The sequence below is a fragment of the Marinobacterium sp. xm-g-59 genome, assembly GCF_013283315.1.
Taxonomy (GTDB): Bacteria; Pseudomonadota; Gammaproteobacteria; order Pseudomonadales; family Balneatricaceae; genus Marinobacterium_E.
Window position 1 is genome coordinate 162,528 of sequence record NZ_WBYR01000002.1, and the last position, 12,443, is coordinate 174,970.

Consider the following 12,443-nt stretch of genomic DNA (forward strand, 5'->3'; position numbering starts at 1 on the left):
AAGGAGTTAGGCATGGATTGTCTGTTTTGTAAGATTGTCGCTGGTGAAATTCCAGCCAAGCGCGTTTACGAAGATGAACACGTCATCGCGTTTATGGATATCAACCCACAGGCCCCATTTCATGGTCTAGTTATTCCACGCAAACATATCTCGACTCTCGATGATGCAACCGATGAAGACGCAGAAGTTCTTGGCCATCTGAATATTGCGGCTGCAAAAATCGCACGTCAGGAAGGATTTTCTGCAGATGGTTATCGAACTGTAATCAATTGTCGCGATCATGGTGGTCAGACGGTGTACCACATTCACCTCCACCTTCTAGGTGGTAAAGCGATGGGATGGCCACCATACACTGACACTCTTAAGACGCCACTATAGGATCTAAAATGACTGTGATTAAAGACCTGCCACAAAACAATCAGCTAGAGTTCTTTATCGAACAGGCGCGCCACGCAAAGCCTATTAGAACGGTGGTTGTGCATCCGGTTGATGGCAATGGTCTCGGCGGTGCTTTAGAGGCCGCAGAGCAAGGTCTGATAGAGCCAACGCTGGTTGGCCCTAAAGCAAAAATTGAAGCTGCCGCTGAGGAGCTCAATGCTGATATCAAGGCTTTTCGCCTTATCGATACAGAACACAGTCATGAAGCGGCTGAAGTCGCATGTCAGTTGATACAGCAGTGTGAAGGCGATAGTTTGATGAAAGGCTCTCTTGGGAGCTCTGAACTACTTTCAGCAGTCCTCGATAAACGCAGCGGTCTTAGAACAGAGCGCCGTTTAAGTCACATTTTTGTTTTTGATGTCCCTAGCTATCACAAGCCACTGATCATCACCGACGCTGCAATTAATATCGCTCCCGATCTAATGACGAAGCGAGACATAGTACAAAACGCAATCGACTTTGCGCATGCTCTAGGTAATGAGAACCCTAAAGTTGCCGTGCTTGCTGCAGTAGAGAAAGTTAAAGCCAACATGCAGAGCACGCTGGATGCTGCTGCACTTTGTAAAATGGCAGATCGCGGACAGATCACCGGCGGAATTATCGATGGCCCGCTTGCTTTCGACAACGCCATTTCTCGCCAAGCGGCCATTGATAAACATATCAACTCTCCGGTATCCGGGGAGGCAGATATTCTCGTAGCACCTGATCTTGAAGCCGGCAACATGATCGCTAAACAGCTCATCTATCTTGCTGGTGCTAAGTCTGCAGGAATTGCAGTAGGTGCTCGTGTTCCCATTATTCTAACGAGCCGTGCCGATGGTGTAGTAGCTCGCTTAGCAAGCTGTGCATTGGCATCATACATGGTGCATCACCGCCGTAAGATCTAATCATGAATATCCTCACCCTCAACGCAGGCTCATCCAGCTTGAAAGCTGCGCTCTATAACTCGCAGGATGGCGTGTTAAGCAAACTTGCCAGTGCATCATTGACGGGAGTTGGCTCTCCACATCTATCACTTCAGGTAGATGGAGAGAGCATCGATATTTCGAAGGTTGATCTCACAGACTCCGCAAAGATTCATGCGCAGGTTGTAGAACTACTTTTTAACCGATTTAAACTGCAGGATGACTCATTAGTCGTTTCACACCGCGTAGTGCATGGTGGCGGTATATTCTCTAAATCCGAAGTGGTTGATGATGCAATTCTTGAGCAATTAAAGAGTTTCAACTCCCTCGCTCCGCTGCATCAACCATTCAATATTCGTTTGATTGAACAGGTTCTTGAGGCTCACCCCGAGTCACTCAATATTGTCTCATTCGATACGATGTTTCACGCAGGCCAAACAGCGCTTGAAACCAGCTATGCCCTACCTAAATCGATTCGCGATATGGGTGTTCGTCGCTACGGTTTTCATGGTCTATCATATGCCTATATATCTGAGTCACAGCAGCTAGCCATGTATCCGGATGAAAGAACCATCGTGCTGCACTTGGGTGCAGGCTCTTCAGCCTGCGCAATGATGGGCGGCAAGTCGAAAGCCTCCAGCATGGGCTTCTCAGCAGTCGACGGCTTACCCATGGGGTCACGTACCGGAAACTTAGATCCAGGCGTAATGATTCATTTGATGCGTGAAGGGATGGATGCAAATCAGCTCGAAACACTTCTCTACAAACAGAGCGGCTGGCTAGGTCTTTCAGGTCTATGCAGTGATATGCGAACACTGCTCGAATCAGATCTAGAGGAAGCGAAGTTCACCGTCGATTACTACTGCTATCACATTACCCAGGAGATTGGTCGGTTAGCGGCGATATTAGGTGGTTTAGATCGAGTGATTTTCACTGCTGGCGTTGGCCAACATGCCCCACTCATTCGAGAAAAGGTGTGCATTCAACTGGCTTGGCTAGGCCTAGAGATCGATAACAAGCTAAATCAGAGCAACCAAATTGAGATTGCCACTGATTCATCCAAAGTCCGAGTGCAGGTCGTCCCTACGGATGAGGAGTGGATGCTAGCCAAATACGCGACGCAGTTAGTTTGATCGCTGTCTGACGATCTCAAACAGGGTAACACCGGTTGCTACCGAAACATTCAAACTGGAGACTTCCCCCGCCATTGGGATTTTAATCAACAGATCACACTGCTCTCGTGTCAAGCGGCGCATCCCCTTGCCTTCAGCCCCCATCACAAGCGCTAATGGACCGGTTAGATCTGTTTGGTAAATGGAACCTTTCGCTTCACCCGCCGTTCCGACGATCCACACTCCACGCTCCTGAAGCTGATTAAGCGTTCTCGCTAGATTGGTTACCTGAAAATAGGGCACCGCATCCGCTGCGCCACAGGCAACTTTAATCACTGTCGCATTTAATGGCGCTGATTTATCACGAGGGGCGATGACAGCTGCGACACCGGCCGCATCAGCGGTACGCAGACATGCACCTAGGTTGTGAGGGTCAGTAACACCATCAAGCACTAGCAAAAGAGGTGTTTGGTCAACCTCATCCATCAGCTTAAACAACTCTTTATCACCCAGAATGGGTAGAGGTTTAGCTTCGGCCAACACCCCTTGATGAACACCATCGACACGCTCATCCAAACGATGTTTGCTGATAGTCTCAACATGAACACCGGCCTGGGCAGCTAGGGCTAGAATCTTCTCTACTTTCGGATCAACGCGTCCCTGAACAATAAAGAGGCGCTTTACCCTCTCAGGGTCACGGTTTAACAGCGTTGTGACAGCATGAATGCCAAATACCTGATCCAATTTCATTCTCTTTTACCTTAACGTTAAAGGCGCACCGACGTGCAACTGAAAAAAATAGCCGCTAAAGAGCGGCTATCTCACTGAAGTCGACTTAATTAATGACGATTTCAGCGTTTGATTTTAGTGTTTCAAATTGCGTTCTAAATGCCTGACTACCCTCACCGGCAGCCAACATGGTTGAAATTTGTGTCTGAAGCTCTTCAGCAATCTGCTCTTGCGAGGTTCCAACAGCATCGACAGTGATCAATGCCGCTGTACCATCAGAGAGCTGGACAACCTTATAGTCTGCACTACCCTCTGGACGTGCCATAGCAAAAGCTGCTTCTACAATCTGAGGTTCAAGATCAACGGCTGCACCGCGTGCAATCGATTTCACTGCAGTCCACTCCAGGTCAACTTTTCCCTCTTGTGCAGCAGTCAGAGCATTTTGAGCCTGTTCAAAGGCCTGTTTAGCCGCTTGGGAAGACTTAAGCCTGCTGACTAAATCATCACGCACTTCAGCAAGTTCAAGCTGACGTGCGGGTCGTAATTCATTCATATTAAGAACAAAGGTACGACCACTGCTCACCTCAATAGGGTCAGAGTTTAGACGCTCTTTGGTCACAACATCAGAGAAGGCTGCACGAACCAGTTTCTGGTCAGAAAAATCGCCAGTCCCACCATTACGAGTCAAAGGCTCTGAGGTTTGTATCTCGAGTGACAGCTCCTCAGCAAGCACGGCAAGGTCGCCTGAAGAGAAGGCCAAATCCGTTAAACGTTCTAGTGCGCTGACATAAACCTCTTCTGCATTCGCTTCAGCAACATCATAGATGAGATCCTCGCGCACTTCGCTCAGTGCTGGCACCTCTTTAGCACGTACATCGTTTAACTTGATGATGTGCACACCAAACTCGGTCTCGACAGGTTCAGAGTACTCGCCGGCATTTAATGAGAACAGAGCATCATCAAAGGGACCTTCAAAAAGGCCTGGCGTCAGGTAACCTAGATCACCGCCTGAATTAGCTGAACCAATATCTTGTGAGTACTCAGCAGCTAGTGAGGCGAAGCTTTCGCCGGCCGCCAACTTCGTACGAATCTCTTCAGCCTTTGCCAGCGCTGCATCCAGAGGCTGGGCATCGCTTATCTCAAGGAGTATGTGACTAGCAGAACGCTCTTCACCACCTTCAAAACCGGCTTTTAACTGATCATAGGCAGAGTTAATTTCGGCTTCGGTCACACTGTCTGGGTCAACTAAATCCGCTTGGTCCAGTACAACATAGTCAACAACGACCTGCTCTTGGGTCATTAGCTGATCGCCCATACTGTCATAAGCAGCTTGCACATCCGCATCATTCACTGTCTGTGAATCAGCGTCAACAGAGAAACGCGCCACTCGGATATCACGCGTCTGTGTATTCAAAGCAAGAAGATGATCAAGTTCCGAAGCGGTTAAAAAAGCTGACTGCTCGTAAGCACCGCGCACCTGATTCATCAGCGCTTCACTCTTAAGAAGCTCACGGTACGTCAAAGGAGTAAAACCAGCTCCTCGTAGAGCGGATTCAAACTGGTTGCGATCGAATCGACCGTCAACCTGAAACTCCCGCGTTGCAACGATCATCTGGTCCAGCATTTGATCAGACACAAAAAGCCCTAGCTCTTCTGCTGCACTGATCTGTACGTTGCGATCTATGAGATTGTCCAAAACCACTTTGCGTAGAACAACATCGTCTAACATGGCTGGATCAGCATTGTCGCCCATTTGAGTTAGAACTTGTCGACGTTGCAGATCGATACCACGATAGAGCTCATTCTTAGTAATGGCTTTACCATTGACTTCAGCGGGAGGTGGTTCGGCTGTAGCTAGGCCGACCAGTGAGTCAACGCCCCACAGAGCGAAAACGACAATGATCAAACCAACCAGAACTTTAGCAATAATCCCTTGTGAATTATCACGCATTGATTGCAACATGACTGAGTGTCCTATGAATTAAAAAAAGCGCAACCTGAGGTATGCGCTTTTTTAGTGGGGAGAGTCTGAAACTCTTACGCGCTAAAGCGCACCCCTGGAATAACCGATATTACTTGTTTACAGCGTCTTTTAATAAGTTCAAAGAGAAATGTTTCATTTCATGTGAATGCTTAGCAGCCACGTAAACAAATGCTTTGAGAGCATATCTTCAGTAAAGTAAACAGCCATTGTTTCAAACTACTATATAATCTTACTTACAAGCGCATATTAGCTCGATTGTCTGGGCAAGAATGAAACGATTGCACGGATGATAACATCTCTTATGCCATAAGCAAGAAAGAATTTTTTGAAACAAAACAAAAAGCCAAAAGGCTTCAAAATGAGCATACTTATGAAGATTTTAAACCGACTTATGAGGAGGTCTTCTTAGAGTCCAAAAGAAGAAATTCCTGTCCAAATCATGGTGGCTGTTTACGTATAATAACCTGCTGGAACCTACAAACAATGTTTGGCAAATGCACTGTTAATTAACTTCCGATAGAACAGCCGTAAATTGCCGACAAAAAGCATATGCTCAAGGATCTACGAATAGCTCAAACCGCCAGGAACCCCTTTTACCACCATGGCAACAGCATCGTGCGCATGTAAGCTCTCAAAGTGTTCCACTTTGATTTTGAAGTCCGTGTAGACTGGATCCAGACTTAACTCGCGTTTAATTCTCCGCGCGGCGTCCTCGCAGAACATCAAGTTTTGCCCATTCCTTTTCGCAAACTCTTGTTCATCCTCTCGTTTAACCGCAGTTTGTACCGGAGTTTTCAAGGTTTTTTCTACCTTATTTATCAGCTCAAAAATTGGGAAATGCTCGAAGCTTTTACCCAGTCTCACGGTTACAGTTGCCCTACTTCTCTGGCTATGCGGTGTCGCATGTGAACCGTTGGCACTCAATTACCATCCCTCAACTTCAGAAACTGACACTGTTTCCCTGGTAGTAAAATCTGCAGAGAATTTTTCCTGCAAAAGCTGTCTTGCCAATGAAGCAGAACAGGGGCATGTTGATGAATAATCAACTCCTACCGATAGATCAAAAGTGAAACTAGAACTACTTACTTCTGCCTGAATGCTTATGTCATAACTTTTCCAGCCACTGTTATCACTGAGTAATGCTTTACGCTTTATAGGCAACTCAAAATCTAGTTTTAAAAGTGCTTTATCACTTAATCCTACATGGCCGGACTGTAGTGGCATAGTGAATTTGGCCACCTGATTAGAGGTGATATGATCGCCTCCTGACTACACAGGTGACACTATGACAAAACCAAAACGACCTAACTTTAGCCCCGAATTTCGTCTAGAATCAGCGCAACTTGTTGTCGATCAAGGATACAAGGTACGAGAGGCTGCTGAAGCAATGGGCGTGGGTAAATCCACCATGGATAAGTGGGTTCGACAGCTGCGAGCAGAGCGTAAAGGAGAATCCCCCAAAGCCACGCCGATGACAGAAGAGCAACGTCGTATTCGAGAGCTGGAGAAGCAGGTAAAGCAGCTTGAGATGGAAAAAGAGATATTAAAAAAGGCTTCAGCTCTCTTGATGTCCGACGAGCTGAAAGGTTTGCGGTAATACGTCGACTTCAAGGGAGCTACTCTGCAACACGACTATGCCATCTATTCGGCGTACACCGTAGCAGTTACAAATACTGGCGGAATTATGCCAAAGGGGAAAACCCTGCTCGCATCCTTTTGAAAGAGAAAGTCAGAGAGGCCTTCAGCATTAGCGAGGGTTCAGCAGGTGCACGAAGTGTAGCAGCTATGGTGACGCTCTCAGGCACACCGCTCAGTCGTTATGTTGCGGGCAAACTGATGTCAGAGTTACAACTGTTTAGTTGCCAGCAACCCAAGCACCGTTATTAGGAAAGCAACACAAGAGCATCCCGTTGCCCCCAATCTGTTGGCAAGACAATTTAAGTCTGCGGCTCCAAACCAGGTATGGTGTGGCGATATTACTTATATCTGGACGGGGCGGCGTTGGGCCTATCTGGCAGTCGTACTGGACTTATATGCTCGCAAACCTGTTGGTTGGGCTTTTTCTCTTAATCCAGATAGTGACCTGACAAGTAAAGCCCTAACGATGGCTTTTGAATTAAGGGGTAGACCTGAAGGCCTACTGTTCCACTCCGATCAGGGCTGCCAGTACACCAGTGTGAAGTATCGTAGGCTACTGTGGCGGCACAAGATAAAACAGAGCATGAGTCGACGCGGCAACTGCTGGGATAATGCTCCAATGGAGCGTTTCTTCAGCAGCTTGAAAGCCGAATGGGTTCCAGAGATAGGTTACGCCTCAATAACAGAGGCTAGGAACTCAATTACTGACTACATCGTTGGATATTACAGCCAGCAAAGGCCGCATCAGCATAACGGGATGTTGCCACCGAATTTGGCAGAAGAAATATACTGGAATGACTACAAAGTGGTGGCCAGTTTTACTTGACCACTACACATCCTCACATGTTCGGATAGTTCGGTCCGCCCATACCCTCTGGCGTTACCCAGCGTATATTCTGAGCCGGATCTTTGATATCGCAGGTTTTGCAATGCAGGCAGTTCTGGGCGTTAATCTGGAAGTGCTGTCCGGCATCATCTTCAACCACTTCGTACACCCCCGCAGGGCAATAACGCTGAGCAGGTTCTGCAAACTTCGGCAGGTTTTGTTGCAACGGCACTGAGCTGTCTTTAAGCTGCAAATGACAAGGCTGATCTTCTTCATGGTTAGTATTCGACAGGAACACTGAACCCAGCTTATCAAAGCTCAACTCACCATCCGGTTTTGGATAGTCAATCGGTGTGCATTCACTGGCCGGCCGTATCTGTGCATAGTCTTCTTTATCATCGTGTAGGGTGACCGGGATCTTGCCGCTAAACAGGTTCTGATCGATAAAGTTAAAGGCACCACCCATAATCGGACCAAACTTATGCAATGCAGGGCCAAAGTTTCGGGAGCGGAACAGCTCATCATAGAGCCATGAACTTTCAAATTTATCGGTGAAGCTGTTAAGTTCTTTACCGCCTTCACATCCCTCAATCAGAGCTTCAAAGATCGTTTCTGCGGCCAGCATGCCGGATTTCATTGCCGTATGCGTGCCTTTAATCTTGGAGAAATTGAGCGTACCGGCATTACAGCCAGCAACAATACCACCCGGGAAGGTCATCTTCGGCAGAGCATTGAAACCACCTTTGGTGATTGCTCGAGCGCCATAAGAAACGCGCTTTCCACCTTCCAGGTACTGTTTCAGTACTGGATGGTGCTTCATGCGCTGGAACTCATCAAATGGACTCAGGTAGGGGTTGCTGTAGTTCAGATCAATGATCAGACCCACTACCACCTGATTACCTTCGGTGTGATAGAGGAAGAAACCGCCACTGGCGCCATCGCTTAAAGGCCAACCTGAACCGTGCAGAACCAGACCTGGCTTGTGATTCTCCGGGTTAATATCCCAAAGTTCTTTAATACCGATGCCGTAATGCTGCGCATCCGCTTCTGAGTCCAGTTCAAACTTCTCGATCAGCTCTTTACCCAGATGACCACGACAGCCTTCTGAGAAGATAGTGTATTTCGCATGCAGTTCCATACCCGGCATATAGCTGTCTTTTTGCTCGCCGGATTCACTGATGCCCATATCACCGGTGGCAATGCCTTTAACACTGCCATCATCGTTGTACAGCACTTCAGCAGCGGCAAAACCCGGGAAGATTTCTACGCCAAGTTGTTCCGCTTGCTCCGCCAACCAGCGGCAAACATTACCCAGGCTGACAATATAGTTACCATGGTTATGCATGGTTTTGGGTACAAACGCATTCGGTACCTGAACGGACTTTTCTTCGTTTTTCAGTAGGAAAATCTGATCTTCTGTGACGAGAGTATTGAGCGGTGCGCCCAGCTCTTTCCAGTCCGGGAACAGCTCATCCAGAGCACGGCTTTCAATCACCGCGCCAGAGAGAATATGGGCGCCCACTTCAGACCCTTTTTCTACTACACAGACAGTCAGTTCCTGCTCTGCTTCGTTTGCCTGTTGCATCAGTCGGCAGGCGGCGGATAAACCCGCCGGGCCTGCACCTACAATAACAACATCAAACTCCATGGATTCGCGCGTTATCTCACTCATCGTAAACCTCACTTATGCTGTTATTGCTTAAAACTGATCTTCAGAAAGCGCCATTACCGCTTCACCACCGCTCTGCATCGCCTTAAGAAGAGCGCCGGTTCTTGGTAATAACTGTTCAGCATAAAAACGCGCACAGACGATTTTACTCTCGAGGAAATCTTTATCTGCATCAGGTGCCCCTAGCTTGCCTTCTGCAATAGCCGCGGACTTCGCCATCAACCAGCCACCGCATAGGTAACCCAGTAACATCATGAAGTTCACGCTGGCAGCGCCTGCTGCAGCGGGGTCTTTAGCTCCTTTATCAAGTACCCACTTACGCGCAACATCAGCATCATCGAGAGCTGAATCTACCGCTTTTACAATAGCGCTCATGGCTTCGGAGTTGATGCCATCCAGATCAGCTTTAATCTCTTCCAGCAATGCAGATAGCGCCGCACCTTTATCTATGAGGGTCTTACGGCCAATCAGATCAAGAGCCTGAATGCCTGTTGTGCCTTCGTAAATGGTCAGGATACGTGCATCACGGTAATGCTGCGCAACCCCGGTTTCCTCAATAAAACCCATACCGCCATGAACCTGCACAGCCAGATAGGTGAGCTCCTGAGACAACTCAGTCATCCAACCCTTTACAATTGGGGTGTAGAGTTCGGTACGTGCATGGTGAATCGCTTTTGTCTCTTCATCCTGCGCATTTTTAGCGCGATCAGCTTCTGCTCGCGCCACATATGCAAGGGCCCGCATTGCCTGAGTACCCGATTTCATCTGCAGTAACATACGACGTACATCCGGGTGTTTAATGATGCTGATGCGAGAACCATCCCGAAGGGTTCCCTGGATACGGTCTTTGGCATACGCCAGCGCATGCTGGTATGCGCGCTCAGATATTGCCAACCCCTGTAATCCTACTGCCTGACGAGCATCGTTCATCATGGTAAACATGCATGCGAGACCATTGTTCTCAGCACCCACCAGATAACCCACTGCACCGCCGTTATCACCAAAACTCATGACACAGGTCGGGCTGCCATGAATACCCAGCTTATGCTCCAGAGCAACAGGGGCCACATCGTTTCTTTGGTCAGTGATATTACCCTCTGCATCCAGCATGAACTTAGGCACAACAAACAGAGAGATACCCTTCACGCCTGCTGGCGCATCCGGTAACCGGGCTAATACCAGATGAGCGATATTGTCTGTCATCTGATGATCACCCCAGGTGATAAAGATTTTTTGTCCGGTGATACGGTAATGATCACCTTCAGGGACGGCTCTGGTTTTCAGAGCGGCCAGATCGGTGCCGGCATCGGGTTCAGTCAGGTTCATGGTACCTGTCCACTCACCGCTGATCAGTTTAGGCAGGTAGGTATTCTGCAACTCTTCGCTACCATGGGTTTCAATCGCTTCAATTGCCCCCTGAGTCAGCAACGGGCAAAGCGCCCAACCAAGGTTTGCAGACTGCCAGATTTCATTCACAGCAACAGACAGTGATAAAGGCAACCCCTGCCCTTCAAATTCCGGGTTGCCCGCCAGAGATGGCCAGCCACCCTCACAAAACTGCTGGTAAGCCTCAGAAAAACCCTCGGTTTGCTGAACATTACCATCAGCAAGGGTTGCACCCTTCAGATCGCCTACCCGGTTAAGTGGGGCCAGTTGCTCTTCGCCCAGCTTAGCCGCTTCATCAAGCACAGCTTCACCAAGGCCTTCAGCGAATTCATCAAGCCCTGCCTGATGACAAATCTGTTCAAGACCCACCAAGTCATTTAATACAAACAATGCATCCTGATAAGGAAAACGATACTCACTCATCGCTCATGTTGCTCCGTTCCTCGCAAGCCTGAATACATTCCGGCCTGCTTTTATTATTCTTCGAAAGCGTTTTTACATTTGGGAAATGCTTAATTCATGATCTTCTCAGAGCACGCCCCAAACAATAACAATTCAAGCCTTATCTACTGACAAAAAAATTCATACGCTATAAAAACTCAGCAATTATAGGCCTCAGCGCGGTTTATGTTTGCTCTAATTGCTGGCAATAGGTGTCACTGCGGCGATATTCACCCGGTGTCATCCCGGTCCATTTTTTGAAGGATCGGAAAAATGCCGATGGCTCCTCAAAGCCCATCAAGCCGGCCACATCATTAATCGAAAGCTGCGGTGAATTCATATAATTCAAAGCTGCCATTTTGCGGCATTCATCCTTAATTTTTTGATAGGAAGTATCTTCCTCAAGTAATCTCCGTCTCAAGGTGGAAAATGACATGTGCAGCCTGTAGGCAATGTCTTCTGCACTCGGCAACTCCTGGCTGAAATCCTTACCAATCAGAGCAACTACCTGAGCCTTCAGACTGGCATCGTCATCTACCATCACAATCAACTGATAAGGGGCCGTTTTCAGAAAGCTTCGCAACGTATCCGGGGTCTGGACGATGGGGTAATCGAGGAATCTTGCTGGGAAAACAATTGCGTTATCGTGCTGATCGAATTTAACTTCAGACTGGAAAACGGTTTTGTATAAGGAGATATCTTCAGGTTCCGGAAATGACAGATAGGCCGCTTTCAAGTCCAGTCGGGCGCCCAGCAACCAACATAAGAAGTGATGCCACATCGACAAAGAGGTCCGAATTTTTTCCGGTGTAGAATCCTTCAACAGTTCCTCCAGATCCATTCCAGAGGCATCAGTAGTGGTGAAAGAAACCTTGGCGTATCGGCCTTTTCTCACCAGAAAAGGTTTGACCTGTGTGCCACGACAAATTTCATGGAAATCACTGGCACGATAGATGGCGTGTTCAAGAGTTTTACAGTGAATCAGGCAATGGCACATCATCCGGAAGGTACCATTAGGCACCTTTCCTCCACTCAACATGCCAAAATATTCATCCTGCGCAATGTAATAGATTCGCTGATACAACAGTCCAAACTTATCCGCCGGAAACTCTGTTTGGGTATCAATCATGCTTGAATCGATACCAACATAGTTCAGCAGTTCATCAACACTATAACCCTGCTCTTCAACCAGTTTCAGTAACTGCCGCACGTAGCCAGCAGGAACCGTTATCTTACGTTCCATTGCTTCTCTAACCTGTTTTTTGTTAACCAGAAACGCACTTCCCATTTTTATTTTTGGCACTTAAGGTCATTT

8 protein-coding genes and 2 pseudogenes are annotated in these 12,443 nt (G+C 47.8%); 4 read left to right on the forward strand and 6 right to left on the reverse strand.

Annotated features, from left to right (window positions below; all coding sequences use genetic code 11):
- Nucleotides 1–12 precede the first annotated feature (12 nt).
- From XMG59_RS03270 to XMG59_RS03280, 3 genes are read left to right on the forward strand one after another with little or no spacing between them, the layout of a single operon-like run.
- Nucleotides 13–378: a histidine triad nucleotide-binding protein gene (locus tag XMG59_RS03270; protein ID WP_173483338.1), complete on the forward strand. Its 366-nt coding sequence runs from the start codon at nt 13–15 to the stop codon at nt 376–378.
- A gap of 8 nt (nt 379–386) precedes the next feature.
- Complete coding sequence (locus XMG59_RS03275; protein WP_173483339.1) at nt 387–1,325, forward strand: bifunctional enoyl-CoA hydratase/phosphate acetyltransferase; 939 nt, start codon at nt 387–389, stop codon at nt 1,323–1,325.
- 2 nt (nt 1,326–1,327) lie between these two features.
- Entirely contained in the window at nt 1,328–2,476 is a 1,149-nt protein-coding gene (locus XMG59_RS03280) for an acetate/propionate family kinase (protein ID WP_173498204.1), read from the forward strand.
- Here XMG59_RS03280 and rlmB read toward each other — a convergent pair.
- The 3 genes and pseudogenes from rlmB to folE2 form a co-directional block, all read right to left on the reverse strand.
- On the reverse strand, nt 2,468–3,205 hold the full coding sequence (rlmB, locus tag XMG59_RS03285; RefSeq protein ID WP_173483341.1) for a 23S rRNA (guanosine(2251)-2'-O)-methyltransferase RlmB: 738 nt from the start codon (nt 3,203–3,205) through the stop codon (nt 2,468–2,470). The genes XMG59_RS03280 and rlmB overlap by 9 nt on opposite strands.
- A gap of 85 nt (nt 3,206–3,290) precedes the next feature.
- Nucleotides 3,291–5,147 carry a SurA N-terminal domain-containing protein gene (locus tag XMG59_RS03290; protein ID WP_173498205.1) on the reverse strand — a complete coding sequence of 619 codons (1,857 nt, stop codon included), beginning with the start codon at nt 5,145–5,147 and terminating at the stop codon, nt 3,291–3,293.
- A 582-nt stretch (nt 5,148–5,729) separates the two neighbouring features.
- Nucleotides 5,730–6,422, reverse strand: a pseudogene (gene folE2 / locus XMG59_RS12065) (GTP cyclohydrolase FolE2).
- Between the two features lie 31 nt (nt 6,423–6,453).
- Between folE2 and XMG59_RS03305 the strand changes: the two are divergent.
- Nucleotides 6,454–7,632 (forward strand): annotated as a pseudogene (locus tag XMG59_RS03305) (IS3 family transposase).
- A 13-nt stretch (nt 7,633–7,645) separates the two neighbouring features.
- On the opposite strand, the gene XMG59_RS03310 reads toward XMG59_RS03305, so the two are convergent.
- The 3 genes from XMG59_RS03310 to XMG59_RS03320 all read right to left on the reverse strand — a co-directional run bounded on the left by XMG59_RS03310 (nt 7,646) and on the right by XMG59_RS03320 (nt 12,371).
- On the reverse strand, nt 7,646–9,304 hold the full coding sequence (locus tag XMG59_RS03310; protein WP_217361981.1) for an electron transfer flavoprotein-ubiquinone oxidoreductase: 1,659 nt from the start codon (nt 9,302–9,304) through the stop codon (nt 7,646–7,648).
- A 27-nt stretch (nt 9,305–9,331) separates the two neighbouring features.
- Nucleotides 9,332–11,110 carry an acyl-CoA dehydrogenase gene (locus XMG59_RS03315; protein WP_173480470.1) on the reverse strand — a complete coding sequence of 593 codons (1,779 nt, stop codon included), beginning with the start codon at nt 11,108–11,110 and terminating at the stop codon, nt 9,332–9,334.
- Nucleotides 11,111–11,312: 202 nt separating this feature from the next.
- Entirely contained in the window at nt 11,313–12,371 is a 1,059-nt protein-coding gene (locus tag XMG59_RS03320) for an AraC family transcriptional regulator (RefSeq protein WP_173480469.1), read from the reverse strand.
- Nucleotides 12,372–12,443 lie beyond the last annotated feature (72 nt).

What these genes read in the sequence shown, in the direction of transcription:
- XMG59_RS03270 (WP_173483338.1), top strand. Translation starts at nt 13, where the DNA reads ATGGATTGTCTGTTTTGTAAGATTGTCGCTGGTGAAATTCCAGCCAAG.
- XMG59_RS03275 (WP_173483339.1), top strand. Translation starts at nt 387, where the DNA reads ATGACTGTGATTAAAGACCTGCCACAAAACAATCAGCTAGAGTTCTTT.
- XMG59_RS03280 (WP_173498204.1), top strand. Translation starts at nt 1,328, where the DNA reads ATGAATATCCTCACCCTCAACGCAGGCTCATCCAGCTTGAAAGCTGCG.
- rlmB (WP_173483341.1), bottom strand. Translation starts at nt 3,205, where the DNA reads ATGAAATTGGATCAGGTATTTGGCATTCATGCTGTCACAACGCTGTTA.
- XMG59_RS03290 (WP_173498205.1), bottom strand. Translation starts at nt 5,147, where the DNA reads ATGTTGCAATCAATGCGTGATAATTCACAAGGGATTATTGCTAAAGTT.
- XMG59_RS03310 (WP_217361981.1), bottom strand. Translation starts at nt 9,304, where the DNA reads ATGAGTGAGATAACGCGCGAATCCATGGAGTTTGATGTTGTTATTGTA.
- XMG59_RS03315 (WP_173480470.1), bottom strand. Translation starts at nt 11,110, where the DNA reads ATGAGTGAGTATCGTTTTCCTTATCAGGATGCATTGTTTGTATTAAAT.
- XMG59_RS03320 (WP_173480469.1), bottom strand. Translation starts at nt 12,371, where the DNA reads ATGGAACGTAAGATAACGGTTCCTGCTGGCTACGTGCGGCAGTTACTG.